Origin of the sequence: Botrimarina colliarenosi, from assembly GCF_007859955.1 — a bacterium.
Lineage (GTDB): Bacteria > Planctomycetota > Planctomycetia > Pirellulales > Lacipirellulaceae > Botrimarina > Botrimarina colliarenosi.
This window is the reverse complement of record NZ_SJPR01000005.1, coordinates 306,150-323,081: the sequence shown is the minus strand read 5'-3', so window position 1 is coordinate 323,081 and position 16,932 is coordinate 306,150. Positions and strand designations below refer to the sequence as shown.

The window sequence follows — 16,932 nt, the reverse complement described above, 5'->3', positions numbered from 1 at the left end:
AGGAGGTTCCCGCAGGCGTAGCATCTGGCCGCGGCGGCACCTCCTGGATCAGCTGCGGAGGTGTCGTCGCTGAAGCTAGACCGACGCGGGTTCGCCGTGGCCGGAACTCGCCGAAACTGGTCCACCCGACCGCAGCTTTGATAGCGAACCGACTCGCATCGGCAAATCAGCGTTCGCAGCTCGCGTTGGCAACCCGCGATACGCCCACATGGGCATCTATTGGCGGTTCACTACCGTCCGGTCGAGCAGCGACGCCTGACCTGCGTAAGGCCTAAATCCGGCCTGCCGATCGCTCCGGGCGCCTTTGCTGTGAAGGCGCCAGCAATTGGCGCCGCTCATGTCGCCCTCGTGCAAGACTCGTCTTGACGCAATCTCCCGGCATGAATTACTAACCCCTTAGTAATCATCCCGCCGACCGGCTGTTCGATCGTCTCGGCGCTCCCCAATGGCCGCGTAAGCCAGCCCACCCGTAGCCCCGCACTCACTCTCTTCCGAGGATCTATCGTGGCAAGGAAGCCATTGCTCTGGTTGTCTGTCGCACTTGCGTTACCTGCCTGCAGCGTCCCGACCGTAGGCCTAGCGCAATCGACCGCGGTGACGCCGACTTCGGGCTATCAGGCCGGCGACCTGTACTTGCCGAGCAGCCGCGTCTACGCCCTTGTTGGTAAGACAGGCTTCGGGCACGAGCACGGCGTGACGGGCGGCCTGAAGAGCGGGCGATTGCTGCTTGGTGCGACTCAGGACGCCGGGGAGCTCGTCTTCGACATGACAAGCTTCACCGCGGACACCGACGCCGCTCGTCGTTTCGTGAGACTTGAAGGCGCTTCTTCGGAATCGACCCGCCAGCAAGTGACGGCCAACATGCTCGGGTCGGACGTGCTGAATGTGGCGAAGTTTGCCACTGCAAGGTACCGGATCGATTCGGCGGTTGAAGAGCTAGGCCAGGGAACCAACACGGCCCGTCGCTACCGACTGACCGGACAGCTCACTCTGCAGAGCGTGACGCGACCGCTGAGCGTGCTTGCGGAGGTGGATCTCAAGAACGGCTGGAATCGCGTTCGCGGCAGCTTCCGACTGAAGCAGACGGACTTTGGGATCAAGCCCTACACCAAGGCCTTCGGAGCCGTGGGCGTGGCCGACGAGATGACGGTTTGGGGCGAGTTCTGGGTCGCCCCTTCGGCCGGGCTTGCCCATCAGTCCGCCAATACCACCCGCTAGACCACGCTCTACCTGAAGACCGGATTCGATGATCGCCTGCCCCAATGTCCGCAAGGACGTGATCCGTCACCACTATGATGTCTCAACGGTCTTCTATCGGTTGTTATGGGGCCGGCACATCCATCATGGGTACTGGGAAGGCGAAGAATCCCCCGCACTCGCCCAAGACCAGCTGACCGACCGACTCGCTCGAGCTGCGGGCATAGCTCACGGCTCGCGGGTAATCGACATCGGCTGCGGGATGGGCGGTTCCTCGCGCCGGTTGGCCAAACGTCTCGGATGCGAAGTGACTGGGGTAACGATCAGCCCGGTCCAAAAACGCTGGGCGGGCGTTGCGGCTTGGCGAGACGGTCTCGGGAGTCGAGTCGATTTCCGCTGCGAAGACGCGGAGTGCGTCGAGTTCGCCCCCGAGAGCTGCGACGTGCTTTGGAGCGTCGAGTGTACGGAACACCTCTTCGAGAAGCCCGAGTTCTTCCGTCGGGCCGCAGAGTGGGTTCGCCCGGGCGGGTGCGTCGCGATCTGTGCTTGGCTCGCCGGCCCCGACCTCGATTCGGAGAAGGAGCAACAGGTCTACGACGTCTGCGAAGGATTCTTCTGCCCGTCGCTTGGGACAAGTCTCGACTACCAGCGTTGGCTAGCCGATGCGGGACTTGAAGTCGTTGTTGCCGACGATTGGACTCGACGCGTCGAGCGTACCTGGGAGATCTGCCGCGATCGAGTCCGACGCTTCGGGATGCATCGGGTCGCGAGCGTATTCGACCGCGGGCAGACGATTTTTCTCGACCGGTTCGAAACGATCCTCAACGCCTACCACACCGGCGCGATGGAGTACGGCTGCTTTGTCGCGAAGAAGACGGCTTAACCTAGGAAGTCCGGACATGGATGTGCTCACCTTGATTGAAGGCGACACCTCTCCTCGTTGGGATCTGCGCCGATACGTGGGTTGCGCGGTGGGCGTGGCGGTGCATGTGCTTTTCGCCTACACCGTCTGGCGGCTCTTCTGGTTTCTGAAGAACGGCCCCGGAGACGATCGTGAAGGGTCGCTCTTCATCGACGCGGTGCTCGCTCTGCAGTTTGCGTTGCCGCACAGCGCCCTGTTGCACCCGGCGGTCAAGCGGCGTCTAGGACGTTGGGTTTCGCCGGCGTTCTACGGCTTGTTCTACACGACCGTTACGTGCGTCTCGCTGCTGCTGCTGTTCGCCTGCTGGCGATCGGTCGGACCCACGCTGTGGCGGGCGACAGGCCCAATGGGAGCGGCGACGCTGACGGCGTTCTTCGCTTCCTGGCTCGCCCTGTTCTATAGCCTCCATCTGACCGGCTTGGGCTTCCAGACGGGTCTGACGCCGTGGCTCGCGTGGGTACGCGGGCAACCTCAGCCCCGTCGGGCATTCAAGCCCCAGGGCGCCTATCGGTGGCTCCGCCATCCTGTCTACCTGAGCTTCATGGGCTTAGTTTGGTTCACGCCAACCATGACGCTCGACCACGCCGTGCTGACCGGCATCTGGACCGTCTACTTGCTCCTTGGCAGTTGGCTGAAGGATCGCCGATTGGAGCACTATGTCGGGGAGCCCTATCGGGAGTACGAAACTCAAGTGCCAGGGTATCCGCTCGCGGTCGTGGGACCTCTCGGAAAGCGGAAGAAGGCCAACAGCTTGGTGAGTCTTGAAGCATCGATCGGCAGGGCGGCCTGATGCCGGAGCCTGAAGAAGCTCGCACGCGTCGTCGGCGTTGGCGACTGATGCTCGCCTACGCGGTCATCGCCACGCCGTCGCTTGTCCTCGGCGCGATGCGCGCCCTGGAAGCAAACAACAACTCACCCATCGATTGGGTCGATTCCGACTTTGCTCCCCGCGCCGAATACGATCGCCTCTGCGAGGCGTTCGGTCCGGGAGACGCGGTCGTGATGAGTTGGCCGGGGTGTGTCCTCGCCGAACCGAGTCTTGATGAGCTGGTCGATCGGCTCCGCGAAGAGCGGGCCTTCTTCGCACCGGATGGCTCGTGGCTCTTTCACAGGGTGACGTCGGGACGCGAAGCGGCGGAAGCGCTAGTCGCTCCTCGCGGCCAGGGCGGCGAGCCGGGGATGACCCGGGACCAGGCAATCAATCGGCTGCGGCCGAGTCTCGTCGGCCCCGACCGCAGCACGACCGCCGTGGTGATCGTCTTCACCGCCGAAGGGCTAAAGCAGCGATCGCGCCTAGTCGCAGCGATACGCGAGCTATCCCTTGGGATTACGGGAATCAAACCCGATGACCTTCATCTAGCCGGCCCCGTCATTGACGGCCTGTCGGTCGATCAGGCAAGCCAAACGACGCTTGCCCGCTACGCGGCTCCGTCTTCGTTGGTTGTTTTTCTGCTTTGCTGGGCTGGCCTTCGATCAATTCGCGCGGCGGCGATCGTCTTTGGCTTGGCGGCGTTCAGCCAGGCCGCGACGCTAGCCTTAGTCTACTACAGCGGTCATTCGATGACCGCCTTGATGATCGTGCTGCCACCGATGGTGCAAGTGCTTGCGGTCGCCGCCGGTTTGCACCTCACGAACTACTACTTTAATTCCGAACGCAGCGGCGAGGAGGGCGCACTCGCAGCAATCCGCGCCGGGTGGGCGCCGTGCGTCTTGTCGGCTGCGACGACCGCGATCGGCATGGGTTCGCTGCTCGCGAGCGGCCTGACCCCGATCCGACAATTCGGCGGCTTCGCCGCAGCGGGCGTCGTGCTGGCGACCGTGATCTTGCTTGGCTTCCTGCCACCGCTCTTGGCTTGGGCGCGGGTCGCCACGCGCGGCCCCACTGAACCGGGCGAGTCGGATAACAAAGGAACGGCGGCCTACGTTGCCGCGGTGATCGCTAGGTGGCGTTACGCGATCGCCTTGTTGGGCGTCGCTGCGATCGGCGTCGGTAGCTACTACGCCGCGCAGATTGGAACGAGTGTCCGGATCGAGACCCTATTCCCTCCCGGGAGCCGGATCCTCGAAGACTACGCGTGGATCGAAGAGCACGTCGGGCCGCTGGTCCCGCTCGATGTGGTTCTCACCATCCCAACCGATAGCAGTCTGTCGGAGCGTGAGAAACTGGCTCTGCTCTGGAAAATTGGCCGCGAGATTGCGGGTGGCGATCAGGCCGGGCAATTGGGCCGGGCCGTCTCGGCAGCCAGCCTGATGGCGCCGCCACCCGGCATGACCGAGATACCTCCCGACACGCCAGCCGAGGTGATCGAAGAGTACCTGCTGGCGCACCACCCGCTCCTGAGTGGGCTCGGCGTGCTGTCGTCCAACGCGGACTCCGAGCGATGGCGGCTGACTGTTCGGGCTTCGGCGTTAGGCGACGCGGACTACGGCGCCCTGCTCGCGAGCGTCGCAGGTGATGTGACAGCCGTAATCGACAAAGTCCGGGCCTCCACCGGTGCACCGATTGGTGTGACCGTGACGGGCATCATGCCGCTGGTGCACGCCATCCAATCTCAACTGCTCGACGACCTCATCAAGAGCTTCGTCGCCGCTCTCATCTTGATCACGGTCACCATGACCCTCGTTCAAGCCGGGGTGGTTCGAGGCTTGATCGCGATGGGCTCGAATGTCTTCCCGATCGCGGTCTACTTTGGATGGCTCGGTTGGCGGGGCCAGCCGATCGATATCGGTGTCGTCATGACCGCGAGCGTCGCCCTGGGGGTCGCGGTGGACGACACGCTGCACTTCCTGACCTTCTTCCAACGCGGCATCCAACGGGGTGCCTCGCCCGTTCTGGCGATCGCCGAAGCGTTGAGGAAGTGTGCACCGGCGATGACGCAAACCTCCGTCTCGTGCGGCCTCGGTCTCCTCGTGCTCGCCCTGAGTGATTTCGCACCGACGCGAGGTTTCGCGATTAGCATGGCGGTGCTTCTGAGTCTCGCCCTCGTTGGCGACATGCTCCTGTTGCCAGCGCTGCTGTTGGTTTCGACTCGCGGCAAGCACCAGAGCGACCCGGCGATAGCCGTTCAATCCGACTGCCGAATCGACGGCGATCGTGAACTGAGGGAGGTCGCTTAGCTGACCAAGCCGGGCGTCTACCCGGCAGCAGTTCTTTATGCGGCGATCGCTACTGGCTCTAACTTCGCGAGTTGATGGCGGTCGTGGCAGCTGGAAGTCTCACCGATATCGAATAGAAAAAAGATCGACCCGGCGAAGACCTTCACCGGATCGATCACTGGCCCACCCCGGGCTGTTCCAATTGGGCTCTCTAGTTGCGGCTCCGCAGAATCAGCAGTGAGGCGAGCGTAGCGAGTACGACGGCGCTGGGCTCAGGCACTCCCGCGGGCGGTCCGGCGCCGCCGAGAACGTTGCCAAAGCCGCCCGACCAGATCTCGTAGTCGTCGTCGTCAATGAGTCCGTCATCGTCTCCGTCGGCGAGGTACTGTTCTTCGGAACCGTAGTTGTCACGCCAGACGGTGTAGTCAGCTGCATCGACGACGCCATCGCCATTGAAATCGCCGAACACGCGATCCGGCGGCTCCAAGTTCGCAGCGACCATATTCGCCGAGATGAACTGCCCGAGCTCGCCCTCGGGTGGCTCCGGCAGGTCCTGATCGAGGAAGAGCGAGAGCGGCTCGTGCTCCTCGTCGTATGGACCCGTGTACTCGTAGTATTCGTAGCGACGCACGACGGCGTGTTTGCCGTCACCCAGCTCGTCTTCGACCTCGTCCATCACGCCGCCCTCGAGCAGCTCCCACTCGGTCTCCGTTTCGCCGAGATCCTCGGGGACGATCCCGTTATTCATGCCTGACATCAAGTCGGCCAGATCGACGGCTCGCTCGACTTCGGTTTTGAAGACTTTCATCCAGATCGAGTCGGGCTGCTGTTCGATCACTTCAACAGGCTCTACCTCGGCGCGGAGGATTGGGTTGCCGCCCGGGTTGGGGACGTAGGTCCAGTTTGGCATTGGCACTTGCTGCGGCGCGTTGCCGATCCGACCGCCATTGGCGTCGAGCCAGTAGAAGTGGGACGCGGTTGGCTGGCCCCCAACGGTTGAGAAGCCGAAGTGTTCGCACCCAGGCGTTCCGACACAGGTATGGCCGTTGGTGGATTGTCCGACGGTCGGCGCGAGAAAATCGGCCCCGCCGAAGTTGTAGCCTTCATAGACTACTCGAACGCCGAAGGCGCCGGCTCCGTCGTCAAAGGGTGACACTATCTTCGAGTCGAAGTGGGCCGGGAAGAAGCGGGCGATGTCCTCCGGGTGGACGCCCTCGAGTTCGATCTCGGCCCCGTGGACCTCGGTCTCGGTCTCATTGAAGACGTCGAAGTTCGACATCGTCCCGTAGATTGAGGCCTTCGCGGGGAGCACGAGGGCCACCGCCGCAAGGACCGCGGCTGCCAGAACACGCATCGGATTGTCTCCTGAGAAGAATCGGGCTAACTGTGGGGGCCGCCGGCGTTTTGGCCTCCGGCTCCGGGCTATCTGGAAGAGCGGAGCGGGTCTCGAAAAACCGCCAGCTCTTCCCCAAATAGGCTGGAGGCGAGAAATCTCGGAAATCACGAGGATCTCGTGGCGGCTACAATAGGCCCGGGCGGCTCCTCTGGTTAGCGAGAGACCCGCTACCAGAGTTCTGCGCATGATCACCTCGTCTCTGAACGCCGTGCAAACGAAGTCCGATCGTTCCTTGTTGCGTCGATTCCGGTCCGGCGAGCAGGATGCCGCGACCGAGATTTACGTACGCTACGCCCGCCGTCTCCAAGCGTTGGCCTCGAAACAAACGGGCGCCGACCTCGGATCACGCTTCGACCCGGAGGACGTCGTCCAATCGGTTTTCCGGACCTTTTTTCGTCGGGCGTCGGCCGGGTTCTACGAAGTCCCCGATGGGGAAGAGCTCTGGCGTCTGCTCCTCGTGCTGTCGCTTCACAAGGTCCGCGATCTCGCTGTCTTCCACCGCGCGCAGAAGCGAGACGTGGCCCGGACACGGTCGGCGGACAGCGAGATCGCCCACGCGGGAATCACGACCGACGAAGACCGGCTCGCCTACGACAGCCTCCGTCTGATCATTGCGGACTTGATCAACGATCTACCCGAATCCAATCGCCGGATCATCGACCTGCGGATCGAAGGTCACGCCGTATCCGATATCGCTACGCGGTCCGGTCGTTCGAAGCGGACGGTCGAGCGGACGCTGAAGAGCTTTCGCGAGCGATTGCGTGCGCTGGTCGAGTCGGAGGACGATTGAATGGTTCGGTCCGTGAAGCCTCCGATCGCCAATCAACCGGCTTGGCCTCGGATTGCCCAGGTTGTCGATCGATACGAGGAAGCGCTCTCCCGGAGCCCACAAGTCGAACTGGCAGACTTTCTCGTCCCGCCAGACGATCCGTTGCACACCCAGATTGCCGTTGAATTGGTCCGCGTCGATCTTGAGCGGAGTTGGGAGTGTGGCTGCCCACGGCGGCTGTCGGAGTACCGGGCCGTTGCGCCTCAACTCTTCGCTGAGCCTGACCTGCTCAGCGACGCGGCCTTCGAAGAGTATCGACTGCGGCGGCAGGCGGGTGAACAAGTCCTGCCCGAGGAGTACGAGTCGCTCTACGGGGTGAGCACGTCTGGGTGGCCGCACGTGGAGGACCTCGATTCGGCGGACAATTTCGATTCGACAACCCCTGAAGTGGCTGCTTACCCTGAGCCAGGCGAAGGCTTCGCTGGCTTTCGCTTGGTGCGCGAGCTCGGCCGCGGCGCGTTTGCGCGGGTGTTCCTCGCCGAGCAAAACGATCTAGCGCGGCGGCTCGTTGTGCTCAAAGTCTCGCAGCGACGGTCGCTTGAACCCGAGCACCTGGCGCGACTGCAGCACACCAACATCGTTCCGATCTACTCCGTCCACGAGGCGGGGGGCTTGATTGGCGTCTGCATGCCCTACTGCGGAGAGCGAACGCTGTCTGAACACTCCGGGGGGCCAACTGCCGACGGAGCCCTGAAGAGCACCGTCGCTCGGGGGAAGGAGGAGACCGTCCGTATCACGCCGGATAAGAAGCAAGAGGTCAAAGAGGAGGCCGCCACCCGAACCGACCGAACGCCGCTCGCCATCGAGGCAGCGGTCGAGCTGGTTCGGGACATGGCCCGCGGTCTGGCGCACGCCCACGACCGGGGGATCATTCACCGCGACCTGAAGCCCGCCAACGTGCTGCTCGCGGACGACGGCCGTCCGATGTTGTTGGACTTCAACCTGTCCGACGGCGTGCTGGCCTACGGCGAGGCTTCCCTCACGGTGGGGGGGACTCTCCCTTACATGGCGCCGGAGCACCTCGACGCGGTTCTTACTGGCCGGCGCGTTGATGAGCGGTGCGATATCTACTCCCTCGGGGTGATTCTATACGAATTGCTCGCTGGGCAGCGGCCGTTCAAAGAGCATCGCGGCGCCCTCGAATCGGTAGTCGAGGCGTCCGCCTCGGAGCGGCGACGAGGCGCCGCCCCTTTGCGCACAACGGCCCAGGGCGTCCCGCCATCGCTCGACGCCGTGGTCGCGAGGTGCCTCGCGGCGGACCCCGCGGATCGCTACGCGACAGCCAGCGACCTGGCCGACGACCTTACGCGGCACCTGTTGCACCTCCCGCTACAGCACACGCCCAATCCGTCGTGGAGCGAACGATTCGCGAAGTGGCGTAGGCGGCATCCGCGGTGGACCTCGGCTGGTCCCGTCGCCGCCGCCGGCTTGCTGTTCGCGGCCTTGTTCGCGGGCCTCTGGCTAGCCGTGGGAGAACGCGTCGCCCGCCTTGAGGCAGAGTCTCACTACGACGACTTCAAGGCCTCGCTAGAGGGGGCGCGCCTGTCCCTCAGCGTGCCCAGCATCGACCACGAGCTCCTCCGAGAAGGGATCGAGCTCGGGACCGCGACTCTCCGCACGTACGTGGGCCAAGGGACCGAAGACTGGCGTCGCGTCCCGGACTACCGCCGGCTGCCCGACGCCACGCGGATTTCCTTGCACGGCGAATTGGCTGAGCTAGCGTTTCTGCTGGCGCGGGCGGAGACGATGTTGGCCCATGTTCCACCTGGGGACGCCGGACTCCTCTCGGCGGCGCTGGAGCACAACTCGCTAGCTTGCCTGCTCTTGGGTTCGAACTCGGAGGCTCTCGCTCAGCAACGAACCGAGATCGTCGGGGCACATGGCCGCGACGCGCCGGCGCCACCCTACGAAGGCTTGGGGCACGAAAGTTTGGTCGACGCCTACTTGCAGGCGCAATCCCTGCTTTCCGACGGTGACCACGCTGGCGCCGGGGCGGTGCTGGAGGGGCTGAGGAGCCAACAACCGAACGACCCAGTCGTCTGGCTACTTCTGGGCAACGCCCAGGCAGGCCTGACGCGGCTTGCCGACGCCGAAGCCGCGTTCTCCGGCGCGATCGCCCTGCAGCCAGCCTCGTATTTGGCGAATTACAATCGCGGACTCTGTCGCATGCAGCGCGGACGCTTCGACGCGGCGGTGGAGGATTTCAACGCGGTGCTGCAATTGCGTCCTCACCTGACCTGTGCGCTGTTGAACCGCGCCATCGCGCACGAGGCGAATGGGGAATTGCAACGAGCGATCGATGATCTGACCACCGCGATCGCCACGGACGACGCGCCCCCGCGGGCCTATTTGTTGCGAGCCCGTCTACACCGGCGTGTCGGCGACGAGGAACAAGCCCGAATCGACTTGGCCGCAGGGCTCGCGGGGACTCCCGTCGATGAAGCAGGGTGGGTAGCGAGGGGGATCGCCCGCCTTGCCAACGATCCCGAGGCAGCGCTCGCCGACTTCCGGCAAGCGCTCGTGCTGTCGCCCGATTCGGCATCGGCCCTAAGAAATGTGGTCCACGTCGCCGCGGACCGCTTGCTGCGGCCCGATGAGGCGATGGCCGCGCTCAACACGTTGATCGATGCCAACCCATCCGACGGCGCCGCCCTGGCGGGCCGTGCTGTGCTCCACGCTCGGATGGGGCGCCAACAGCAGAGCCGCGACGATGTTCGGAGGGTGGTCGCTACAAACAAAGAACCGCTCGTCCTCTTCCAGGTGGCGTGCGCCCTGTCACTGACCTCGAAGGCCGAGAATAAAGACGGTGCGCAAGCCCTCGCCTTGCTCAGTCGAGCGGTCGATGCCGACCACAAGCTGCTCGCCCGAGCCGCATACGACCCCGATCTAGCGGCGGTGCGCAAGCTGCCGGCCTACTCGAAGCTCGTCCAAGCCCACCGTGGCATGGCCCGAACGCGACGTGAGATTCAAACCGAGGCGGCCCAGGCGGCCGCGGGAGACTAACGGCGTTGAGACCGGCGCCGGCCAGCTCAGGCGCCCCGATCTTTTGAGTTCATCGACAGACCTTCGGCGCGATCCGATCCATACAGGTTACTTTGGATGCACTACAAGCGGCACCGTACCAGCCCGACGCGACGCCGAGGCCACGCCGAACGGCTCGAGCCGCGCCTCGCACTCGATTCGCAAGGACTCCTCGCCGGGTTCGACCCGCACTTCACGCTCAGTTTCGCCGACGATGGAGTGCTGATCGGTGACGAGCCAAGCAGCTTGAACGCGACACTCGACGCGATCGCTCCGCGGAACGAATGGCGGGAGGCTGCCCTGACCGCTTTTCAGAAGTGGGCGATCCACACCAACTCCGACATCGCGGTGGTGTCCGACGGCGGACAGCCCTTCGGCGCCCCCGGGGCGAGCCAAGGCGACGCCCGATTCGGCGACATCCGCCTAGGGGCGACGACTCTCTCGCCCGAGGTGGGGGCGGTTTCCGTTCCCATCGACAACGTGGCTTCGGGCACCTGGCTCGCGGAGGTCGTGGTCAACAGCGCCTTCGACTACCAGACGATCGACGACGTGCTCGCGGTTCTCACGCACGAAGCGGGGAACGTCTTTGGCCTGAAAGACAACGACGACCCCAATTCGCCGCTGCACACCGGCGCCGCACCGGCGGTGCGTGACCCCACGCCGGGGGACATCGCCGCCCTGCAAGCAATCCACGGCGCGCGAGCCCCCGATCCGAACGAACAGCACGACCACCAACCCGGCGGGCCCGTCTCCAACAACGATACTCCGGCAAACGCGACTCGGCTCGATCTGGCGTCGGCGGCCGGCTACGGGGAGGGATCGGCGCCGACGATCGTCTTCGGGGACGTCGGCACGGTAGCCGACATCGACTACTTCACCATCGACTCGCCGGGGGACTACACCGGGACAACGACCGTCCAACTCCGGACGAGCGGGGTCAGCCTGCTCCAGCCGGCGCTGACGATCGTCAACGGAGCCGGCGAGGTCGTTTCGCAGGCTTTGTCGAACGCCATTGGTGGCTCGGTGCTAACCGTGCAGCTTCCGGCGACTTCGTCCGACGAGACTTATACGCTCCGCGTGAGCGGCGCCGACTTAGGCGTCTTCGGAGTCGGCGGCTACTCACTCGCTGTGACGTTCGACGGGTTGAATCGCATCAACGCCCAGACGATTAACGACCTCACGGGCGGGGCCTTCCAAACACTGTCATCCGAAGACCTCGCGAAGCGGTTCGATCCCGAAGAAGACGATTACCTCAACGACGACGGCGGGACCAACGAGACCGCCGAGTTGGGCAGCGAGCTGACGACCACAAGTGGATTTGTCGAGGGAGCTCGGTACGACGTGTTGGGCAGCATCGTCGGTGGCGGCGAGGTCGATTATTACAAAATCCAATCGCCGCCCAGCTCCGCGGGCCCACGCGGTGTGATGACGGTCGCGGTCCGTTCGCTCGACGCCGGTCGGCTCACCCCCGCCGTCTCGGTGTTCGACGAGGACGACCAGCCGGTCGCAACCGAGACGATCGTCAACGGATCGGGCCAACTGATCGTTCAAGCCACCGAGATCGACCCCGGGAAGGATTACTTCGTTCGCGTCGAAGCGGCCGACGGATCGGGAGCGTTTACGGAGGGCAACTACGACTTGAGGGTCACGTTTGGCGCGGACGCGGTTGTCCTCGAAACGACCGCCTCGGGCGCCGTGGGCGGAAGTGTTGGCGTCGCCTCACACACGCTCTACGTTGGCCGTCCGCAGTTGTTCCACTTCGCTCTCGAGGCGGGGGACGCTCTGGTCTCGGGCCCGGCGGCTGTGGTCGCCATCGTTCGGGACGGACTCGGCCAAGTGATTACTCGGGTCGCGGCGCCACCTGGCGAGACGCGCACCGCCCCCGCCGTGCTTCTCGATCCGGGCGAGCACACCGTCGAGTTCTTTGCCGTTTCACTCGGGGGCGTGCCGCTTCCCTCGGTCGCCTACACGCTACGGGCCCAGGTGCTATCCGACCCATTCGTTGGGGATCCGGACGATCCAACCGGCAACCCATTTGCGTGCTCCGATCCAGAGCTAGCCGGCTTCTTCTGCTATCCCGGCGGGTTTGTGTCGGCAGACCCTTTCTTGTGGGACGACTTCGTCGATTCGCTTCCTGACCCGCCCTCGCTCGATCTAGGAGAACTAGTTGATCTAGTGCTAGGCGATTGGTGGTCGTGGGTCTGGGAGCAGATCGGGCTCAACGGCCCGACGCTCACGCAGAACGACCGATTCGATATTGACGCAATCGGCGGAGCCGCCCAGGTTCGTGGCTTCGCGCGAGCCACCGCGCCGTTGAACGTTCTGGCGAACGATTTTGACCCCGAGGGAGAAGCCGTCGTCGCCGTCTTGCTCAGCGGGCCGGATCACGGCCAGCTGACCCTCGATCCCAATGGCACGGTGCACTACACGCCCGACCTGGGCTACCACGGTACCGATCGATTTACCTACACCGCTTACGACTTTGTACAGGAATCGATGCCTGCCGCCGCGTATCTGGTTGTCGGTTCAGGCGTGTCGGGCGACTACTCAGGGAACGGCGTTGTCGATGCGGCCGACGCCGACGTTTGGCGTGCCGCGTATGGTTCGACCGACGACCTCTCTGCCGATGGCAACAAGAACTCGGTCGTCGATGCGGCCGACTACACCATCTGGCGAGACGCCTTTGACTCGGCCGCACAGATAGGGTCATCGGGAGCCCTCGCCGCTCAGCCGCCGGCTGATGAGGTCGCCGCCCCAACGGAAGTCCCGCAGTCGTTCCGCGAGCCGTTCGGCCAAACGATGACCCGATCGATCGCCGCGCAGCGGTCAGCCGATCCCTTACCCCACACCGAGGTGACCGACAACGCCTTGTTGCTACTCTTCGGCAGCCAATCGCGACCCCAGTCGTCTGTCGAGATGGCAGAGCCTCCTGTCGATCGGTCGAAAGGGCAGCCGATCGCGGTTGAGGCGGCCTCCCCGGGCGGACGCCACCTCCGAACCCCTGTGAGGCCGTTGTGGCGAGCGAGCCTTTGACCGTTCGAAGAGCGGGTTTTACGCTCGTCGAGCTCTTAGTGGTGGTGGCGATCGTTGGGGTGCTCGTCGCCCTCTTATTGCCGGCCATCCAGGCGGCTCGTGAGTCGGCTCGCCGCGCCCAGTGCGGCAACCGCTTGCGACAGATCGCGCTGGCGACGCTCAACTACGAGGCGGCAGCGGGACACCTGCCGCCCGCAGGCATCACGCGCACCCACCACGACGCAGAGTTCGACGTCGAGGTTTTTAACCCTTTTGGCGGATTCCAGATTGGGTGGGGCGTGTTGCTGCTGCCGTATATGGACGTAGGCCCTGTCGCCGACCGATTCGATACGACAATTCATATCGCGTATCAGCCGGCCGACGGACCGGAGCACTTCCTCGTCGAGTACGCCTGTCCGAGCGATGACGCGTCGGGCCGCGCCTTCAAGCATCTTGCGCTAACGCGGGGGCGTCGCTTCGCGAAGGGCAACTACGCCGCCTACTGCAGCCCTTTCCATATCGATCTGCAGTTGCTGTATCGAGGCGCCCTGATCGCACAGGGCCAAACGCTTGCATCAGTCGAAGACGGAACCAGCAAAACCATCGCCTTCAGCGAGGTCCGGACACGCGACGACGAGTCCGACGAGCGAGGTATCTGGAGTGTTCCATGGAGTGGCGCAAGCCTGCTAGCGTTCGATATGCACCCCGCCGGCTGGCGTCTCGGCCACAATGGTACGGGCGAGGGTGCGCCGTTCGTTTTGGAAGACCACGCCGTCTTCGTTGCGAACCCCGACAGCGTCGGCGAAACCCAGCGGCCCAACGCGCAAAGCCCAAACGCCGATGTACTTCAGCTGTGTGGAGACACCCAACGTGTCACCTCGACAAGAGATCGCATGCCGTGCGTCCGCTGGAACCGAACACTTGGCCCACGCGGCTACCTGTCGGCGGCCCCCCGCAGCAACCACCCAGGGGGAGTCAACGTCGCGTGCCTCGACGGCCACATCGAGTACCTAGCCGACAGCATTGATGACTTTGCCATGTCGTACGCAATCAGCGTAAACGATGGTCACCTATCGGCCGCGGCCGCGATCCGCTAGCGAAATCGCGACATAGCCGGGCATCGACTCGACACGCAAGCGTGTCATCAGAGTTCTACGATAATCCTCAATGACCGCACTTGACTGCGCTCAGAGTTCGCCGAGGTGGCATCGACTTCGCGGACTTTCGCCTTTGGCTAAGTCGCCGAGGGTGCCTCACCCGCGGCGCCGAAGGGCTCAAGCTAACTCGCAGCGGTCTCGCAGCCGGCGGAAGACCTCAGAGACTTACCGGAGGGCCCAACTCCGAACGGGTGGTCCAACCGAAGCGACTTGATGACGTTCCGAATTATCGATGGTACTTTCGACCTCAGTGAATCGCGGAGCATGCATTGGCGCGCCACCCAGTAGGCGTCGCACTGGCGGCTATGAACGCCAAGTTAGGCGTCGCCATCCCATCCAACGTCTATGCCGCCACAGAAAGTCGGTCGATTCCAGCTAATGGGAAAAGCCCTTTTGTTAGCAACCATGACTTCGTGGTGGCGAGATTCTGGGAGAATAATTGATTGACACCTCGCAAGGTGACGATATATTGAGGGTGGAGAACTTAATGGCGACGAAGTCCAGCAAACCGCAAAAAGCCGCCGGTCGACCGCTCAAGCAGGCCGACATGGAAACGCTCGGCCAAGCCGCCGAGTGCTTGCGGATCCTCGCCCACCCAGTGCGTATCCGGATGGTGCAGTTGCTCCTGCACGACCGATACACCGTTGGCGAACTGGCCGAAGACTGCGGCGTCCTTGAAAATGTCGCCTCGGAGCACCTGAGACTGATGCAGCGGTGCGGATTCTTCACCAGTGAGAAAGAAGGCCGACGCGTTTACTACCGTGTCGCCGAGCCGCACCTGGAGAATATCCTCGATTGCATCGAAGGTCGTTTCCAAGCGGGCGCGTCAAAGTGACGCGTGTTTTTTTCTCCCAACATATCGTAACATCGCTAGGTAATGACAGTTTCACCGAAAGGCTGATATGAGCCAAATCACCACCATCACCGCCAAACGACTCGCCGAGCTTGCCGAGGAAGGGGGCGTCGAAGTGATCGACGTCCGCACTCCGGTCGAGTTCCGCGAGCTCCACGCCCCGCTCGCACGGAACACCCCACTCGACTCGCTCGACCCCGACACCCTAATGAAGCAACGCAGCGGGTCGGCCGGTGAGCCGCTGTACGTGCTCTGTCGATCCGGAGCGAGGGCGATGAAGGCCTGCGAGAAGTTTGTCGAGGCGGGTCACGAGAACGTTATTCACGTCGAGGGGGGGACCCTCGCTTGGCAGGAAGCTGGCCTGCCGGTGAACCGCGGCAAGAAGGCGATCTCGCTCGAACGCCAGGTCCGAATAGCGGCCGGGCTGCTGGTGCTTGCCGGCGTCGGCCTCGGATACTTCGTCCACCCTTACTTCATCGGGTTGTCGGCTTTCGTTGGCGCCGGACTCACCTTCGCCGGCGTCACCGACACTTGCGGAATGGGGATGATGCTCGCCCGGATGCCGTGGAATCAATGCGGGGGCGGATCGTGCTCGTCTTAGCCATCGCCGGCGGCGTCGCGATCGGTTTCGCGCTGGGCCTCACCGGAGGCGGTGGGGGCATCTTCGCAGTGCCCCTGTTGGTCTACGGCATGTCGCTCCCGCCGCGGGAGGCGGTTGGCGTTTCATTGGCGGCGGTCGGGGCGATAGCGCTCGTGGGCGCCGCCGCACGGTGGCGAGGTGGAGAGACCGACGTTCGCACCGGGCTGCTGTTCGCCCTGGCGGGGATGTTCGGCGCGCCGATCGGCGCGAGGCTCTCGAAGATGCTACCCGAAGCGACGCTCCTGCTGCTGTTCAGCGGGCTGATGCTGGTCATCGCGGTGAGGATGTGGCTCAAGTCCATCGCCCCCGAACAACCCGACGGCGACGCCAAGCGATTCGTATGCCAACGGGACGCGTGCGGGCGACCGACACTCGGTCCGCGTTGCGTGGCGTTGCTCGCGACCCTCGGCGCCTTCACCGGCGTGCTCTCGGGGATGTTTGGCGTGGGGGGGGGCTTTGTGATCGTGCCCGCATTGGTGCTGTTCGGCGGCATGCGGATTCACACCGCGGTGGCGACGTCGTTGATGGTGATCTTCCTGATCAGCGTGTCGGGAGTCACTTCCTACACGCTTGACGGCGGGACGCTGTCGTGGCGGTTGACCGCCCTGTTCGCCATGGGCGGCGTGCTGGGAATGCAGCTCGGCACGCGGCTCTCGGCGAAGCTTTCCGGTCCCACGCTGCAAAGAACTTTCGCCCTCGCCATGGTCGCGGTGGCTGGATTTGTCGTCCTGAAATCAATCGCCTGAGGCAATGAAGACCCATGAGAACCCCAACCAATCAAGCGGCGGGCTGCTTGGCCGAATCCGGCC

Annotated in this window: 12 protein-coding genes; 11 read left to right on the top strand and 1 reads right to left on the bottom strand. The window is 63.9% G+C overall.

The features are described 5' to 3' along the window. Positions 1-528: 528 nt before the first annotated feature. The 4 genes from Pla108_RS17580 to Pla108_RS17565 are packed head-to-tail and all read left to right on the top strand — an operon-like array spanning position 529 to position 5,236. Positions 529-1,218: a YceI family protein gene (locus Pla108_RS17580; RefSeq protein ID WP_197526670.1), complete on the top strand. Its 690-nt coding sequence runs from the start codon at positions 529-531 to the stop codon at positions 1,216-1,218. 28 nt (positions 1,219-1,246) lie between these two features. After that, positions 1,247-2,080 (top strand): class I SAM-dependent methyltransferase, encoded by an 834-nt coding sequence (locus Pla108_RS17575; protein WP_146446270.1) that lies wholly within the window; start codon positions 1,247-1,249, stop codon positions 2,078-2,080. Between the two features lie 16 nt (positions 2,081-2,096). Further along, on the top strand, positions 2,097-2,909 hold the full coding sequence (locus Pla108_RS17570; RefSeq protein ID WP_197526669.1) for a methyltransferase family protein: 813 nt from the start codon (positions 2,097-2,099) through the stop codon (positions 2,907-2,909). Next, entirely contained in the window at positions 2,909-5,236 is a 2,328-nt protein-coding gene (locus Pla108_RS17565) for an efflux RND transporter permease subunit (protein ID WP_146446268.1), read from the top strand. Before Pla108_RS17570 ends, Pla108_RS17565 begins: the two co-directional genes overlap by 1 nt. A gap of 190 nt (positions 5,237-5,426) precedes the next feature. On the opposite strand, the gene Pla108_RS17560 is transcribed toward Pla108_RS17565, so the two are convergent. Then, entirely contained in the window at positions 5,427-6,569 is a 1,143-nt protein-coding gene (locus Pla108_RS17560) for a hypothetical protein (RefSeq protein ID WP_146446267.1), read from the bottom strand. 226 nt (positions 6,570-6,795) lie between these two features. Here Pla108_RS17560 and Pla108_RS17555 point away from each other — a divergent pair, with 226 nt between their 5' ends. From Pla108_RS17555 to Pla108_RS17525, 7 genes are all read left to right on the top strand, one after another. Next, the gene (locus Pla108_RS17555) at positions 6,796-7,401 is read left to right on the top strand and encodes an RNA polymerase sigma factor (RefSeq protein ID WP_146446266.1); all 606 of its coding nucleotides are present in this window, start codon (positions 6,796-6,798) and stop codon (positions 7,399-7,401) included. Positions 7,402-7,542: 141 nt separating this feature from the next. Then, positions 7,543-10,443, top strand: coding sequence for a serine/threonine-protein kinase (locus Pla108_RS17550; protein ID WP_197526668.1), 2,901 nt, complete (start codon positions 7,543-7,545; stop codon positions 10,441-10,443). A gap of 96 nt (positions 10,444-10,539) precedes the next feature. Beyond that, on the top strand, positions 10,540-13,494 hold the full coding sequence (locus Pla108_RS17545; protein WP_146446264.1) for an Ig-like domain-containing protein: 2,955 nt from the start codon (positions 10,540-10,542) through the stop codon (positions 13,492-13,494). Then, on the top strand, positions 13,491-14,570 hold the full coding sequence (locus tag Pla108_RS17540; RefSeq protein ID WP_231934545.1) for a DUF1559 domain-containing protein: 1,080 nt from the start codon (positions 13,491-13,493) through the stop codon (positions 14,568-14,570). Before Pla108_RS17545 ends, Pla108_RS17540 begins: the two co-directional genes overlap by 4 nt. A 547-nt stretch (positions 14,571-15,117) precedes the next feature. Further along, entirely contained in the window at positions 15,118-15,465 is a 348-nt protein-coding gene (locus Pla108_RS17535) for an ArsR/SmtB family transcription factor (RefSeq protein WP_197526667.1), read from the top strand. Positions 15,466-15,541: 76 nt separating this feature from the next. Continuing rightward, positions 15,542-16,084, top strand: a complete 543-nt coding sequence (locus Pla108_RS17530) for a rhodanese-like domain-containing protein (RefSeq protein ID WP_197526673.1) — start codon at positions 15,542-15,544, stop codon at positions 16,082-16,084. Then, positions 16,072-16,869 (top strand): sulfite exporter TauE/SafE family protein, encoded by a 798-nt coding sequence (locus Pla108_RS17525; RefSeq protein ID WP_146446261.1) that lies wholly within the window; start codon positions 16,072-16,074, stop codon positions 16,867-16,869. Before Pla108_RS17530 ends, Pla108_RS17525 begins: the two co-directional genes overlap by 13 nt. The last annotated feature ends 63 nt before the right edge of the window (positions 16,870-16,932 follow it).

Excerpts from the sequence above, each read along its gene's own strand:
- Pla108_RS17575 (WP_146446270.1), top strand. The coding sequence starts at position 1,247 with ATGATCGCCTGCCCCAATGTCCGCAAGGACGTGATCCGTCACCACTAT.
- Pla108_RS17570 (WP_197526669.1), top strand. The coding sequence starts at position 2,097 with ATGGATGTGCTCACCTTGATTGAAGGCGACACCTCTCCTCGTTGGGAT.
- Pla108_RS17565 (WP_146446268.1), top strand. The coding sequence starts at position 2,909 with ATGCCGGAGCCTGAAGAAGCTCGCACGCGTCGTCGGCGTTGGCGACTG.
- Pla108_RS17560 (WP_146446267.1), bottom strand. The coding sequence starts at position 6,569 with ATGCGTGTTCTGGCAGCCGCGGTCCTTGCGGCGGTGGCCCTCGTGCTC.
- Pla108_RS17555 (WP_146446266.1), top strand. The coding sequence starts at position 6,796 with ATGATCACCTCGTCTCTGAACGCCGTGCAAACGAAGTCCGATCGTTCC.
- Pla108_RS17545 (WP_146446264.1), top strand. The coding sequence starts at position 10,540 with ATGCACTACAAGCGGCACCGTACCAGCCCGACGCGACGCCGAGGCCAC.
- Pla108_RS17535 (WP_197526667.1), top strand. The coding sequence starts at position 15,118 with ATGGCGACGAAGTCCAGCAAACCGCAAAAAGCCGCCGGTCGACCGCTC.